The organism is Streptomyces sp. NPDC043896 (genome assembly GCF_056435605.1).
This window is the reverse complement of sequence record NZ_JBWKEE010000002.1, coordinates 385,533-399,659: the sequence shown is the minus strand read 5'-3', so window position 1 is coordinate 399,659 and position 14,127 is coordinate 385,533. Positions and strand designations below refer to the sequence as shown.

11 protein-coding genes are annotated in these 14,127 nt (G+C 72.8%); 4 read left to right on the top strand and 7 right to left on the bottom strand.

The annotated features are described in order from the left end of the window. Nucleotides 1–268: 268 nt before the first annotated feature. Nucleotides 269–2,512: a catalase gene (locus AC069X_RS04485; RefSeq protein WP_478724972.1), complete on the bottom strand. Its 2,244-nt coding sequence runs from the start codon at nt 2,510–2,512 to the stop codon at nt 269–271. A gap of 173 nt (nt 2,513–2,685) precedes the next feature. On the opposite strand from AC069X_RS04485, the gene AC069X_RS04480 reads away from it, so the two are divergent. Continuing rightward, the gene (locus tag AC069X_RS04480) at nt 2,686–2,937 is read left to right on the top strand and encodes a DUF6479 family protein (RefSeq protein WP_478724970.1); all 252 of its coding nucleotides are present in this window, start codon (nt 2,686–2,688) and stop codon (nt 2,935–2,937) included. 186 nt (nt 2,938–3,123) lie between these two features. Here AC069X_RS04480 and AC069X_RS04475 read toward each other — a convergent pair whose 3' ends face one another. The 3 genes from AC069X_RS04475 to AC069X_RS04465 all read right to left on the bottom strand — a co-directional run bounded on the left by AC069X_RS04475 (nt 3,124) and on the right by AC069X_RS04465 (nt 4,464). Next, complete coding sequence (locus AC069X_RS04475; RefSeq protein WP_478724968.1) at nt 3,124–3,330, bottom strand: hypothetical protein; 207 nt, start codon at nt 3,328–3,330, stop codon at nt 3,124–3,126. A gap of 174 nt (nt 3,331–3,504) precedes the next feature. Then, a complete protein-coding gene (locus AC069X_RS04470) occupies nt 3,505–3,780 on the bottom strand; it encodes a hypothetical protein (protein WP_478724967.1) in 276 nt (91 codons plus the stop codon). 471 nt (nt 3,781–4,251) lie between these two features. Continuing rightward, nucleotides 4,252–4,464, bottom strand: coding sequence for a hypothetical protein (locus tag AC069X_RS04465; protein WP_478724965.1), 213 nt, complete (start codon nt 4,462–4,464; stop codon nt 4,252–4,254). A gap of 407 nt (nt 4,465–4,871) precedes the next feature. Between AC069X_RS04465 and AC069X_RS04460 the strand changes: the two genes are divergently transcribed. Beyond that, a complete protein-coding gene (locus AC069X_RS04460; RefSeq protein WP_478724963.1) occupies nt 4,872–6,152 on the top strand; it encodes a hypothetical protein in 1,281 nt (426 codons plus the stop codon). 521 nt (nt 6,153–6,673) lie between these two features. Here AC069X_RS04460 and AC069X_RS04455 read toward each other — a convergent pair. Further along, nucleotides 6,674–7,399: a hypothetical protein gene (locus AC069X_RS04455; protein WP_478724961.1), complete on the bottom strand. Its 726-nt coding sequence runs from the start codon at nt 7,397–7,399 to the stop codon at nt 6,674–6,676. Between the two features lie 152 nt (nt 7,400–7,551). On the opposite strand from AC069X_RS04455, the gene AC069X_RS04450 reads away from it, so the two are divergent. Both AC069X_RS04450 and AC069X_RS04445 read left to right on the top strand, forming a co-directional pair. Then, nucleotides 7,552–10,398, top strand: coding sequence for a helix-turn-helix transcriptional regulator (locus tag AC069X_RS04450; RefSeq protein WP_478724959.1), 2,847 nt, complete (start codon nt 7,552–7,554; stop codon nt 10,396–10,398). A 261-nt stretch (nt 10,399–10,659) separates the two neighbouring features. Then, nucleotides 10,660–12,294 carry a peroxidase family protein gene (locus AC069X_RS04445; RefSeq protein WP_478724957.1) on the top strand — a complete coding sequence of 545 codons (1,635 nt, stop codon included), beginning with the start codon at nt 10,660–10,662 and terminating at the stop codon, nt 12,292–12,294. A 67-nt stretch (nt 12,295–12,361) separates the two neighbouring features. Here the strand turns inward: AC069X_RS04445 and AC069X_RS04440 are convergent, their stop codons facing one another. Together AC069X_RS04440 and AC069X_RS04435 are read right to left on the bottom strand one after the other, a co-directional pair. Continuing rightward, complete coding sequence (locus tag AC069X_RS04440) at nt 12,362–12,853, bottom strand: VOC family protein (RefSeq protein WP_478724955.1); 492 nt, start codon at nt 12,851–12,853, stop codon at nt 12,362–12,364. 60 nt (nt 12,854–12,913) lie between these two features. Continuing rightward, a complete protein-coding gene (locus tag AC069X_RS04435) occupies nt 12,914–14,053 on the bottom strand; it encodes a C40 family peptidase (protein WP_478724953.1) in 1,140 nt (379 codons plus the stop codon). Nucleotides 14,054–14,127 lie beyond the last annotated feature (74 nt).

The window sequence follows — 14,127 nt, the reverse complement described above, 5'->3', positions numbered from 1 at the left end:
CGGGAGGCGGTCGTCCAGGGGCGTGGCAGGAGGTGGTCGGCAGGGGCAGGCCGGAGTCGTGGTGGCTCGTGCCGGATGTGAGGGCGGCGGCCCGGGTCACGACTCCCCCACCGGGACCGGGCCGGCCGCGGCCGCGGACTGGACCGTGGTCGCCGCGCGGTGCCAGCGTCTCGCGGCCGAGGTGGCCAGGCGGTGACGGGCCGCCGGCGGCGCAGGGGCCGGCGGCGCCCCGGGCCCCGAGGCGCATGCGCCCACCGCCGCTGACGGCTCAGAGCGCGGGCGGGAAGCGGTCCCAGGCGCGGTGGCCGGCCAGGGCCGACACCGCCGACTCCACGGCCGTCGCGGCGTCGTCGGTCACGATGAGGCCGGGACCCTCCGGCGCGATGCCGGCCGCTTCGAGCAGCTCCGTGACACCGTTCCAGCCGCCGACGGCCTTGCCATGACGGTAGGCCTCGGTGAGCAGCAGAAGGACGCGCGGGTCGCAGTCCTGCGCGGCGCCGGCACCGGCCTTCGCGTCCCGGGCACCGTACGCGTCGTCGCCTGGTGCGGGTGCCCCGGCGAACAGCAGGGCGTCGAATTCGACGGACCGCGCGGTGGCGAAGGTCCGCTGGACCGCGAGGGGATCGCCACCCGCGTCGAGCGCGCCGCCGGCCGGGGCGATGAGGAGCGCCGCCATGCCCGCGTCGAGGACGGCCTGCCGGGCGGTCCGTACGCCGTCCAGGTCGGCCGCCCCGTCAGCTACGATCCCGACCACGCGGCCGTCCACCGGCCATGCCCCGCCCACCTGTGACAGTGCCGGACTGGGGTCCGCCGCGACGAGCGGAACCGTTGCTTCGGGAGCCGGCAGGCCGAGGCCGGCGGCGACCTGCGCGCACAGCTGCGGGTCGATGTTCGCCAGCACCTTGAGGGCACGTTCCTTGACGGCCTGCTCGTGGCACTTGTTCAGCTCGAAGGTGTAGGCGGCGATGACGTGCTCGCGCTCCGGCGCGGTCATGCTGCGCCAGAAGAGCCGTGGCTGGGTGAAGTGGTCCGAGAAGGAGGCGGCTGCCTCGCGGACCTTGGCGGCCGCCGGAACCGTCACCGGCGCCTCGACGAAGGCACCGGTACCGGCGCCGGCCAGGAACGGGCAGCCGCCGTCCAGGCTGTTGGGACGGTACGGCGCCACGCCCGTGTGCACGGCGGTCTGGTGCATGCCGTCGCGGAGCATGTCGTTGACGGGAGCGTGCGGCCGGTTGACGGGGATCTGTCCGAAGTTGGGCCCGCCCAGCCGGCTGATCTGGGTGTCGAGGTAGGAGAACAGCCGGCCGGCGAGGAGCGGGTCGTCCGTGACGTCGATGCCGGGGACCAGGTGTCCGGGGTGGAAGGCGACCTGCTCGGTCTCCGCGAAGTAGTTCTTGGTGTTGGCGTTCAGGGTCATCAGGCCGATGGGCTGGACCGGGGACAGCTCCTCGGGCACGATCTTGGTGGGGTCGAGGAGGTCGATCCCCTCGAAGGTCTGCTCCGGGATGTCGGGGAAGACCTGGACGCCCAGTTCCCACTGCGGGTAGGCGCCCGCTTCGATGGCGTCGTACAGGTCCCGACGGTGGAAGTCGGGGTCCATGCCGCAGAGGAGCTGGGCCTCCTCCCAGACCAGGGAGTGCACGCCCAGCCTGGGCTTCCAGTGGAACTTCGCGAGCGCGGTCTCGCCGGCGGTGTTGACCAGGCGGAAGGTGTGGACGCCGAAACCCTCCATCATCCGATAGGAGCGGGGGATGCCGCGGTCGGACATGTTCCAGAGCGTGTGGTGGGTGGCCTCGGTGTGCAGGGAGACGAAGTCCCAGAAGGTGTCGTGGGCGCTCTGCGCCTGCGGGACCTCCCGGTCCGGATGCGGTTTGGCCGCGTGGACGACGTCGGGGAACTTGACGGCGTCCTGGATGAAGAAGACCGGGATGTTGTTGCCGACCAGGTCGTAAGTGCCCTCGTCCGTGTAGAACTTGGTCGCGAAGCCGCGGGTGTCGCGCACCGTGTCCGCCGAACCCCGCGAACCGAGAACCGTGGAGAAGCGGACGAAGACCGGGGTCTCCACGTCCTTCGCCAGGAACGCGGCCCTGCAGACCTCGCCGGCCGTGCCGTAGCCCTGGAACACGCCGTGGGCGGCGGCGCCCCGGGCGTGCACCACCCGCTCCGGGATCCGCTCGTGGTCGAAATGCGTGATCTTCTCGCGCAGGTGGTGGTCCTGCATCAGTACGGGTCCGCGCGGTCCGGCCTTCAGGGAGTGGTCGGTGTCGTACGGGCGAGCCCCCTGGGCCGTGGTCAGATGGGCGCCGCTCTGCGCCCGCCGGGCCTGGTCCGTCCCGGTGGCCTGCCCGGTCGGGCTCACCGTCTCGGGGCCGGTCTGATCCGGCTTGGGCGGGAGCGGCGTGTGCGGCTTCGCGGGTTCGGCCGCGGGCGGAGCCACGGGCCCCGGCTTGCCCGGCAGCCCGTCGCCCGGCTCGGGGTGGCCGTCGTGCGCGTCGGAGTGCTTGCTGGTCATCGTCTCTCCTCCTCGGCCGGAAACGGAGCCCCGTCTGGTCCTCACCCGCGCGGCTCACGGCATCTGCATCGCGCGCCTACCCACTGCTCGGTGATGAACCCGCTCCCGCGGGACGGAGGCGGCGGCCGGGCAGCGCGTTGTGCAAGGGCCGAGATCGCGGGTAGGCGCGGCCCATGACCTCCGACGTGCCCCTCGCGGCCTCCGCTTTCCCGTCCCTCCTCCTGATCCTCGCGGGCGTGGTCGTCGTCGCGCTGCTGATCGGCGCCTTCTGGTACGGATACCGGCGGGCGGCGGCCCGTAGGGACCCAGGCGCGCTCCCGTCCGAGCAGAACCCTGCCGCCCGGGCCCGACGCGGGTCCTGGCAGACGCCCGACGGCGCCGGCACCGGCACCGGCATCGATCCCGACCCCCGGCAGCGCCCGTGACAGGCCCGGGCCCGGGCGATACGTCATCCCCTCGCCATCGACGACCGGCGAAACACGCACGAAGAGAAATCCCGGCCGGAGAACGCACTCGGGCCCTGCGGGGCCGGTCGGTGGCCCTGCCCGTGCGCGACGGGCAGGGCCACCGGCCGTGGTTCAGGACGGGTTGCCCGGCCGTGCTCCGACCGGTCAGTCGATCGCAGGTGTGGTCCCGTCGGGCAGCGCGCAGACGTAGCCGGCGTAGGGGCGCGCGACGACCTGTCCGCCGGCGGCCGTGCAGTCGTCTCTGGAGATGTTCGGAGACGTGGCGGCCCCGGCGCTGACGGCGCCGATGGCGCTCATGCCGGCAAGGGTCGCCGCGGCCAGAGCCAGACCCAGGATTCTCCGCAGGCGCATGACGTCCTCCTCCTCTCAGGCGCCTTCGGCCGGCCTTCTGGAAGGACGGGTCTCAAGACGACGGCGCCCTACCTACCCAGCATGGGCGCTCCGTACGGGGCCCGCGAGGCAGGGCCGGGCGCCGAGCCCCGGCGGTGACCGCCCGGGCGCGGCGAGGCACGGCCGCACGGGCCTCTAACGCGGTTCCTGGGCCGCGGCCCGGCAGGCACCGGTCGCGGCGCCGCCCGCCACACCGGCCTCGGTCAGCCCGGTCACACAACTCTGCAGGTCTCCGACCACGCCACGGCTGCAAGCCGCCGTGACGGCGCCGGAATCGGTGGCACCGGCCAGTTGGGCCATCTGCGTACAGGCCGGGATGTCCGCCCGGGCCACGGGAGCGGCGAGGACCGTCCCACCGAGGGAGAGGGTCAGGCCGGTGAGGGCACCGGCGATACGGGTCGACGTGCGCATGGGATGCACCTGGCTTCCTGGTCGGTCGCGCGGCCCGGTCCCGGAGGGCCGGATCCCGCGCGGCAGGGCCGCCTGGCGACGCACGGTGAGCGGTGCCCCGGCCACCGGCTCACGGACCGACCGCACGGTTGCGCGTCGCGTCCGTCGAGCCGCGCCGGGACGCGTCCGCCAGTCCGCAGGAGAGGGACCCGCACCGGACGGGTCGCACCCGGGCCTCCACTCGCGGGCCCTTCACTCCAGCGTCGCACCCTGCGGCCCGGCCGTCCTGAGCATGCCGGGAGCGGGCCCGCCGAGCGGCAGCGACTCCGGGGGCGACCCCGTCGTTCGGCCCGTCGAGGGGACCGGCCGGGACACGGGGAACGACCGAGCGGATTCGCCGGGCCCGCACGTCCTGCTGTGCCTCCCCGGCCGCCGGTGTACGGGCGCGCCCCGCGGCACGTGGCTGCGGGGCGCACCCTGTGAAGTCACTCGTCAGTCGACTTGTTCGCCGTCGTACATGCCGCCTTGGCAGTAGTTTCCGTCCTCGTTGACCGCGGGCGTTCCGCCGCCCTGCCTGCACTCGGACGGGGTGACGACAGACGGGGCGCCCTGTGTGGCGGCGGTGGCGGTGACGGCGCCTGTGAGGCCGAGTCCGGCGAGGGCCGCCGTGGCGGCGACGGCGGCGAGGATTCGTCGAATGCGCATGTGGTTCCCCTTTCACGGATTGCCTCTGTCGGGGCACTAGCCAGCTTGATCTTCACCCATGTGGGTGGCACGCCATGTTCCGCCATTCAGGTGACGTCGCCTGCCTGGCAGGGCCCTCGTCCGGCCGCCGGAGCATCCTGCCCGTGCCGGCGAAGACAGCCGGATCGCCTCCTGGGCTGCCGGTCAGGGACCGTACGGCTCGTGGGCGGTTGGGCGCCCCGTCCTCCGGCAGCCCCGTTGCGGGCACACCGGAGTCATGCAACCGGGCAGCTCCTGCCCGCATCACTCAAGAACGCGACAGTTTTTGACCCCATTTGGCCAGTTGTGGTATAGACCTGCCGATTCCGGCGGCGCTACTTTTCCTCACACTCACCTCACAGACCACGCACAGCAGAGGAAAGGCAACGATGCGCCGCACCACAACCCGCCTGGGCCGAGGGCTCGGAGCGCTCTTAGCCACCGCGACGGCCACCGCGACGACCGTCATGGGCCTGGCCGCCACACCGGCCGCCGCCACACCGGCCGCTGCCGGGCAGGCGGTCCAGCCCGGTCAAGCCTGTACCGCGGCCGATCTCGGTACCCGCCACCCGGTGATCAAGACGACCGAAGTCACCCCGACGATCACCCACTTCAAGGGCTGGTACGTCACCCAGGGCTCTACCGGCAGCCAGACCGTCACCACCAGCACGGAGACCACCATCTCGGTGTCCGTCGGCCTCGAGGGCACCGTTCAGGGAAGCTTCGGCACCGAGGCCCTCGGCAGCGTCGCCGCGAGCCTGGGCCTTAGCGTGAAGGTCGACTACTCCTCCACCAGCAGCGAGTCGAACTCCGTCTCCTGGAACTTCTCGGAGCCCGGCTACTACGGCCTCTACAAGGGCACCAAGAAGGTCACCGGCACCTACGGCAGCCTCAACTGCAACCGCATCCAACAGGGCGACGGCAGTTGGACACTGAAGTGGACCGAGGGTCCCGACCGCGGCAGCTACACCACCTACACCGCCCTCGAAGAAGGCGCGGTGCGCTGCGAGGACAAGGTCCCCGCCAACAGCATCATGGCCAAGGCCCAGGGCCTGCTGGACTGCGGCTCCCCCACCGCCACCGCGAAGCACTCGGCAGGTCCCGTCCCCTCGGCCAAGGCCGCCCAGGCCAAGCGCGACGCCGCGACGGCCGCCCAGGCCGCCCAGGCCGCCCAGAACGTGAAGGCCGCCCCGGCCGCCAAGCCCGCCCCGCGCGCCGCCCTGGACTGCCGGCCCGGCGCCTACAAGATCGACGTCCCCGGCAAGCCGCTGAACTGGAGCGCACCGCTCCTCGCCAACGACGGCATCCGCCTGCGCGTATCCACCTTCTTCAGCGCCCACCTGGACAACTGGCGCCTGTGCAACGTGACCGAGAACAACGGGGTCATCGAGGCGTCCTTGTGGAACTGGGGCAACGGCGGATGCGCGACCATCCCGGCGAACATCGCCAACCAGGAGCAGGCCTACCTGACCACAACCACCTGCGGTGAGGACGACCTCCAGCGGTTCTACATCTACCGCGACGTACCCGGCAGCACGAAGATCGGTCTGCAGAACAAGTACACCGGCGCCATGATGGGCCACGACCGGTACGCGGACGGGGAGCTCATCCGCCAGTACTCCAGCGGCCGGCCCGACGGAACGGGTACGTACACCCTGACCGGAGTCTGACGGCCCCCACCCCGTGAGCTCGGCCCCGCACGTGAACCCCGGCCTCCCGGGTCCGTGCGGGGCCTCCGCGTCTCCGTCCCGAGCTCCGTGGACGTGTGGAAGGTGCGGAGACGTGAGAGCGCCGCCGTCCTCAGTGTGGACACCGACGACGTCACGTCGGGGGCGCTCCAGTACGCCTCGTCGCCGAAGCCGAGGGCTGTCGCCCGGGTTTCCCTGGCGGCCTTGTCCCGGAACTGCCTGCGCTGCTGCTCGGCTTCGTTGGCGTCGCGCTTCAGTTCCCGGCCGACGAACGCGTGGACCTTGTCGACCAGGCCGGAGATCCTGACCTTCGTGGGGTCGCCGAGCATCTACCCCCAGGCGCAGCCCCGGCCACCCCGGCCGCCCCGGCCACCCCGGCCACCCCGGCCGCCACGCCCGGCAACGGCTCGCTCGCGGCCGCTGACCGGGAGTCGGCGCTGCATGGGGGTCCGACGTTCCGTGGCCTCGCTCAAGCGGCCGGCTCCGATGTCGCTGAACGCCTATCACGAAGCATTCTTGTAGATGTGGTCGAGGCCGGCGCACATGGCGTCGGAGGAGGCGATCCACATGATCGTGAAGGTGTGGCCACCGCTCTTCCGGGTCACGGCGTCGGCGCAGTAGTCCGGCTCGATCCCGTGAGGTGCGATGCCCTGCGTCCGCGACGGGAACGGCAGCCGCTTGGGCAGCCAGCACGCCGCGATGTCGACGATCCCCTTGAGGTCCTTGCGGACCACCGCCACCATGCCGATCGACCAGGGCGTGGCGGTGTGCTGGTATACGCCGACGGCCAGGCGGTCGGTCTGGTAGGCGCACTGCGCGAGGTCGTTCGCAGCGTCCAGCTTCCCGACGAACTGGCCGACCCCGCTGCGGAACTTCGTGTACTCGGGGTTGCCGTTCTTCGGGACGAAGCCGAGGATCCGGTCGGCCAGCCCGGCGAGGGGCAGGCAGGGGTTCTGGCTGATCCTGCCGACCCCGTCCGCCGAGGGGAAGGCGGGGAGCTGGGAGCGGGTGAGGGGTCCGGGGGTGGGGCAGGCCGGCTTGACGGTACTGGCGGTACTCCCGCTCCGGCCCGACCCGGCCGAGGGCGTCGGGTCGGGGGATCCCGCACCGGGCAGCCCGCTCCCGGCGCTGTGGTCCGACCCGGGGGCCGGCGGCGTGCATGACGCGCCCGTCAGTGCGATGGCGGCCACCACGGCCCCGACGACGGCGTTCCGGCGTGCTCGCATCATGTTCTCTCCCTGGGCGTCGCAGGACGTGTGCGTCCGGTGCGTCGCCAACGGTGGCGTGCGCGGGTCACCCGGGGCATCAGTACTGCCACTGAAACGGGGTACGCAGCCCCTCCCCCGCCGCCCACCCCGCCCATCTGCGGGATACTGCCGGGGTGGGAGGCGAACTCATCGGCAGGACATCCGAGTTGGCGGTCCTCGCGGCGCGGATCGAGGCGGCCGTACGGGGCTCCGGATCCGTGGTGCTGCTCGCGGGGCCGGCGGGCGTCGGCAAGAGCATGCTCGCGGCCGAGGCGCTGCGCCGTCACGCCGACGGCGAGCGTGTCACCGTCGTGCGGGGCCACTGCCCCCGGGATTCGGTGGCACCACCCCTGTGGCCATGGCAGCACGCGTTGCGCTGGGCAGGAGTTTCCCTCCGGATTCCCGCACCACGGCACTCCGGGCCGGCCGGGGTCGGGGGTGTGGCACAGCCGCAGCAGCGGGCGGCGACAGCACCGGCCGATGCGGCGGCGGCGCGCTTCCTGGAGCTGGACCGCTTGAGCAGGTCAGTGGCCGCGGCTGCCGCCGAGCGGCCACTCGTCGTCCTGCTGGAGGACTTGCACTGGGCCGACACGGCCAGCCTCGATCTGTTGCGCCGGCTGACCGGTCAGATCACCGGGCACGGGCTGCTCGTGGTCGGCACGTTCCGGGAGCCGGCCCCCGAGGAACCCGCCGGGGCTCTGGCGGAAGTGGGCCGTTACGGTGCCGAGACGCTGCGCCTGGCGCCGTTCACCCTGGCGGAGGTCGCCCAGTGCGTCGGGGAGGCGGACGCGGCGCGGTGCCACCGGCGGACAGGCGGGCTGCCGCTCCTCGTGAACGCACTCCGCTTCCACGGAGGCGGCCTCGGTACCGTCGTCAGCGGCCTGCTGGCCGGTCTCACCCCAGAGCAGAAGGACGTGGTACGGGCGGCGGCCGTCCTCGGCGACCCGCTGGACGCGGATCTGCTCGCCGCGGTCCTGCCGCGGCTCGGCGCCGCCGCGGTCCCGCAGGCGCTGGAAGCGGCCTGGCACGGCGGGCTCCTCACCTCCGGAAGAAGCACCGGCGCCGGGCACGCCCACCGCTTCGGCCACGACCTGGTCCGCGAGGAGGTGGCCGGCCGGACCGGACCGGCCGACCGCCGTGTTCTGCACCGGGCCGCGGCGCAGGTGCTGGAGCAGGCCGGACACCCCGGCGACGCGGCCCGTATCGCCGCACACTGGAGGCAGGCCGGCCGGGAGCCCGCGCACCGCGCCGCCGCGGCACACTGGTCCCGGAAGGCGGCGGATCTGGCCCGGCAGCGGCACGCCTACGCGGACTCCGCCCGTCACCTGGCCGACGCCGCCTCCGCCCTCGACCCGGCGGACCCCGAGCGGGCGTCGGCGCTGATCGACCTTGCCCGCGCCGAGTACCTGGTCGGGGACTACCCCGCCGCCCTGCGGCACTGCGACGAGGCCTCCGACGCGGCGCAGGCCGACGGCCGGCCCGCACTGCTCGCCGAGGCCGCCCTGGTCGTGCGGGGAGTCACGTACCCCGATGCCTCGCGGGCCATCACCCGGCTGTGCGAGGCGGCCCTGACGGCCGAGGAACTGCAGGGCCCTCTCCGCGCCCGGGTTCTCGCGCAGCTCGCGACCGTCTCCGCCGACCTCGGTTCGCTGGAAGCGGCGGCCGAACAGGCGCACGCCGCCCTCGAACTGGCCGGGGCCACCGGTGACGCACGTGCCGAACTCGACGCCGCCCGGGCGTCACAGATGGTCCTGACCCATCCGGACGACACCGACGAGCGACTGCGCCTGGGCGAGCTGGCCGTGTCCAGGGCGCAGCGGCTCGGGGACCCGCTGGCCGAGGTGCTGGGCCACCAATGGCGCGTTCAAGCCGGCTACCTGCTCGGTCGGCTCGACCTGGTGGAAGAGGCGGTCCGCGGCATCGAGGCGATCGCGGACCGGTCGCCGCTGCCCCTGGCCCGCTGGCACCTGCTGCGCGTCGGCGCGGCCCGGGCAGCGCAGGAAGGACGGTTCACCGACGCCCGCCGCGCCAACGAGGACGCCACCGCGATCGCCCGGGCCGGCGGGGACCAGTACGCGATCATGATGGCTCATGTCCTGCGGCTACAGCTGGCCCTGCTCCGCGGCGACGCCGCTGAACTGTCCGAGGAGATGTGGCGTGACCTCGACCGTGCTCCTGCGAACCCCCTGATCCAGTCCATGCGGGCACGGGCGCTGTTCGCCGCCGGACGACCGGAGGAGGCGCGGGACGCCTACGCCCGGCTGCGTGCGCTGATTCCGGTGCCGACGGCGAACCCGACCTGGCCCGCCGTGCTGCTCAACCTGGTCGACCTGGTCGAGCTGGCCGGTGACGCCGACGCCGCACAGGTGGTGTACGACCAGTTCGCGCCGTTCAGGCCGTATCCCGGGGCCCTCGGCACACCCACGGCCTACTTCTCCGGCACGGTCAGCCGCGACCTCGGCCGCCTCGCCCTCACCGCCGGCCGCCCCGCACAGGCCGAGCAACTGCTGCACGAAGCGCTGGTCCGCAACCGGTCCCTCGGGGCGAGCCCGTACGTGGCACTGACCTGTCTGGACCTCGCAGCCGTGGAACGCGACAACGGTGCCCTCCCCGATGCGGACGCCCATGCCAGGGAGGCCTTGGCCATCGCCGACCGGCTGGACCTGCCCGGCCCCTCCTCCGCTGCCGCACGCCTCATCGGTGAGATCGCCGGCCGGCGCGACGTTGCCGGGCCGCTCACGCCGCGCGAACGGGAAATCGCCGAACTCGTCGTCCAGGCGCGCACGAACCGTCAGATCGCCGGCGACCTGTTCATCTCCGAACGCACGGTGGAGAGCCACGTCCGCAGCATCCTCACCAAGCTCGGCTACGCCAACCGGACCGAATTGACCGCGCACTGGGCCGAATGCCGCTCCCATGAGGCCCTGTCGGATCGGATCAGCCGAATCGGCCCCACGGGCCGATCTGCCGAGCTTCGGTGAGGACGGATCGTTCCGCTCGCGACGGGTGTCCACCTCGCCCGATGGCCCGCGAGCATCGTGTTCCGTTCGGGTGCGCTGCGCGCCTTCGGCACCGACGTCAGCGCCGACGGCCACCTGCGCCCTTGGCCGTCTTCCGCCCACCGCCCACCGTTCGCCGCGCGGCGCGGACCGCCGTAGCTTCGTAGTGGCTGCCGTTCAGACGGGTTCCGGCCGGTCCCCACGTACGCACGCACACGCCCCGGCGCTCTTCGGAGGTCCCTGATGGAAGCACCCCACCCCAAGGGCGGTCGCCGCGCCGCCGTCGAGGTCGAGGGCATCGCGGTCCGGGCCGACGGCGGCCCGGCAGCGGCGCCCAAGCCGCCGGTGTACCGGTCCGTCAGCGGGTACGGGAACAACCTCCAGCACCCCGCGCGCGGGGCCGCCGGCTCGGCCTTCCTGCGGCGCGCCCCCGCCGGGTACGAGGACGGGGTCAGCGCCCCGGCCGGCGCCGACCGGCCGAGCGCCCGGGTGGTCAGCAACATCGTCTGCCGGCAGGAGACCGACACCCCCAACGCACAGCGCCTGACGGACCTGACCTGGATGTGGGGCCAGTTCCTCAACCACGACTCCAACCTCATCGCGGCCGCGGATCCGCTGGAGGCGTTCGGCATCCCCGTGCCCGCCGACGACCCCGCGTTCCCGCCGGGCAGCCAGATCCCGCTCACCCGTTCGGCGTACGACCCGTCCACCGGTACCGGACGGCGCAATCCGCGACAGCAGCTCGACAGCTCCAACTCCTACTTCGACGGCAGCCAGGTGTACGGCCCCGACGAGGCCCGGGCCGCCGCTCTGCGCGCCGTCAAGAACGTCGGCCCGGTGGCCGTCTACACCGGCGCGCTGAAGACCGGCGACGGCGTCGACGGGCCGGCTCTGCCGCTGAACACGGCCGGGCTGTTCAACCAGACGGTCGGGCCGGCCGCCGGCTTCTTCCTGGCCGGGGACGAACGGGCCAACACCGGGTACGGCCTGATGAGCATCCACACGCTGTTCGTCCGCGAGCACAACCGCCTGGCCGCGCAGATCGCCGCAGAGCGCCCCACGGCGAGCGCCGAGCAGGTCTACCAGCACGCCCGCAAGTGGGTCGGGGCGCTGATCGGGTCGATCACCTTCCAGGAGTTCGTCCCGGCGATCCTCGGCCCGAACGCGATCCCCGCGTACGGCGGCTACGACCCGCGCGTGGACCCGACCATGAGCGCCGAGTTCGCCACGTTCGGCTTCCGTTTCGGCCACTCGATGCTCTCCCCCGACCTGCTGATCGTGGACGACGACGGCATGGTCCTGCAGACCGTGCCGCACGGCCAGGCGCTCCTCAACATCGGGATCGTCAACCAGTACGGCATCGGCCCCGTGTTCAAGGGCTTCGCGTCCCAGATCATGCAGGAGGTCGACGTCTCGGTGATCGAGGCGATGCGCAGCATCCGGCTGCCCGGTGCGCCGCCGCTGGACCTGGTGGCCGTGGACATCCAGCGCGCCCGCGACCACGGCATCCCGGACTACAACCGCTGCCGCGAGGCGTACGGGCTGCCACCGCGCCGCACGTTTGCCGAGCTCACGCCGGACCCCTCGGTGCAGGCGAAGCTGAGTGCGGCGTACGGCGACGTCTGCCGGGTCGACCCGCTGATCGGCGGGCTGGCCGAACCGCACATCCCCGGCACGGCGTTCGGTCCGCTGCTCACGGCGGTCATCGCTGATCAGCTCACCCGTACCCGGGCCGGGGACCGTCTCTGGTTCGAGAACGACCCGGCCTTCACGCCCGCCGAGGTCGCCGCGATCAGGAGCACGAAGATGTCGGACGTGATCAAGCGAAACACGCAGATCTCGAACATCCAGGACGACGTCTTCCACCTGCCGGTCTGACGGATCCCGTCATTTCGACGAGAGGAGGCGAGCAAGCCGTACCCCGACCAGGAGGTCATCCTGTCGGTCAGGAGAGTCGGCTGGTTCGGTGCTCGCCCAGCCGAGCCTCCAGTTCCTCCCCGGAGATGTCTTCCAGGTGGGTGAGGAACACCCACAGGTGTCCGAAGGGGTCGCGGAGGATGGCCGTACGGTCCCCGTGGAACTGGTCCGCCGGTTCCTGGAGCAGTTCCGCCCCGGCCGCCACGGCCGTCCGTACGAGGGCGTCCACGTCCGGGACGTACACGTGCAGGGCTGCCGAGGTCCCGCCCAGCGCGGCGGGGGGAGCGAAGGGGCCCTCAGCGGTGTCGCCGAGCATCAGGACCGCACCGCCGATCCGGATCTCGGCGTGCAGGACACCGCCGCCGGGGGCGGCGAGGCGGAAGTCCTCGACCGCCCCGAAGGCCTGTGCGTAGAAGGAGAGTGCTTCGGTGGCGTCGGCGACCATGATGTGCGGGACGACCGCCGTGCGGTAGCGCTCAGGGGTGACGGAAACGGTCTCGTGCTGCGTCTGATGCGTCATGCCCACGACCGTAGAACCTCAAGGATGGTCGAGGTCAAGTGTCGGCAAGGACCGGGTTGGTCAGGGCTTGGGGGTGCCGTCGGTGCGGGGCAGGAAGCGGGTCGCGCCCACGTAGACCCGGCCGGTGGAGCCGATGGGCTCCTCCCTGACCACCTCGCCCGTCCGCGGTGCGTTGATCATCATCGGCTCACCGTTCCTCGTTCCCGTGTAGATGCCGACGTGCGTGACCTCGGTGCCGGTGGCGGGGCGGAAGGCGACGATGTCACCCGGCCGGAGGTCGTCCGTGCCGGTGATCCGGACGCCGGCGGCGGAGCCGGCGGGCGCCTGCCCCCCGCCCGCGTCGAACTGGGGCTCCGCGTCACGCGGGATCGTCACGCCGAGGGCGGAGTAGACCTGGCCGGTCAGGCCGGAGCAGTCGTAGCCGAATCCGGAGGTTCCCGACCACAGGTAGGGCAGGCCCATGAACTTGCGGGCCTCGGCGACCACGTCCTCGCCGCTCGGCCGCCCGGCCGCCGGAACGCGCGCGAGATCGCCGGAGCGGAAGAACAGCTTGCCGCGGCTGGGCGAGTGGGCCGTGACGACGCCGGGCAGCGGACCGGGAGCCACCGGGAAGGAAGTGTTGTACGAGTACTCGCCGGAGCTCCCCGTCGATGCGGCGCCCTGGAGGGCGGCCTCGGGGGACGTGTAGCCGCGGGCCGTGGGGCGGGCCACGCGTTCCTCGTGCGTGCCCCGGGGCGGCTTGCGGTGATCGGCCGTCAGCTGGCGGTCGGGGATCCAGCCGGGGTAGGCCCCGAGGCCGGCCTCGTCACGGGGGGTGGGCTGGCCGTGTACCCAGACGTGGTCCCAGAGCACGCCGTCGCGCACCTCGGTCCGGTCGATGGTCACCCGGGCACCGTGCAGCGCCTGCGTCTCTCCGGCGACACCGCGCCGCTCGTCCAGGGTCATGGCCGCCAGCCAGCCGCGGACGTCGGCGGGGTTGGCCGTAGCCGGTGCGTCCACGGGCCGGACCTGCGCGGGGGCTACCCAGACCTGGGCCACCGTCACGTCGACGTAGCAGGTGCGGGCACCGGCGCAGGGGCGCGGCGTACCGGACGCTCCGGTGGCGGTGGGAACAGCGGTGGCAAGGGTTGCCGGGGAGGCCAGGGCGAGGAGCGCCAAGGCGGCCGTCAGGACGGGCTTCACGAAGGGCGTCGAGGGCATGCGGGGATTCTGTCCCGTGCGCGGCGTCCGCGAACCCCTCTGTCGTCCAGGCAGGGGTTTCCGGGTGGTCCGGC

Coding starts and splice junctions, on each gene's coding strand:
- AC069X_RS04485 (WP_478724972.1), bottom strand. CDS start 2,512: ATGACCAGCAAGCACTCCGACGCGCACGACGGCCACCCCGAGCCGGGC.
- AC069X_RS04480 (WP_478724970.1), top strand. CDS start 2,686: ATGACCTCCGACGTGCCCCTCGCGGCCTCCGCTTTCCCGTCCCTCCTC.
- AC069X_RS04475 (WP_478724968.1), bottom strand. CDS start 3,330: ATGCGCCTGCGGAGAATCCTGGGTCTGGCTCTGGCCGCGGCGACCCTT.
- AC069X_RS04470 (WP_478724967.1), bottom strand. CDS start 3,780: ATGCGCACGTCGACCCGTATCGCCGGTGCCCTCACCGGCCTGACCCTC.
- AC069X_RS04465 (WP_478724965.1), bottom strand. CDS start 4,464: ATGCGCATTCGACGAATCCTCGCCGCCGTCGCCGCCACGGCGGCCCTC.
- AC069X_RS04460 (WP_478724963.1), top strand. CDS start 4,872: ATGCGCCGCACCACAACCCGCCTGGGCCGAGGGCTCGGAGCGCTCTTA.
- AC069X_RS04455 (WP_478724961.1), bottom strand. CDS start 7,399: ATGATGCGAGCACGCCGGAACGCCGTCGTCGGGGCCGTGGTGGCCGCC.
- AC069X_RS04445 (WP_478724957.1), top strand. CDS start 10,660: ATGGAAGCACCCCACCCCAAGGGCGGTCGCCGCGCCGCCGTCGAGGTC.
- AC069X_RS04440 (WP_478724955.1), bottom strand. CDS start 12,853: ATGACGCATCAGACGCAGCACGAGACCGTTTCCGTCACCCCTGAGCGC.
- AC069X_RS04435 (WP_478724953.1), bottom strand. CDS start 14,053: ATGCCCTCGACGCCCTTCGTGAAGCCCGTCCTGACGGCCGCCTTGGCG.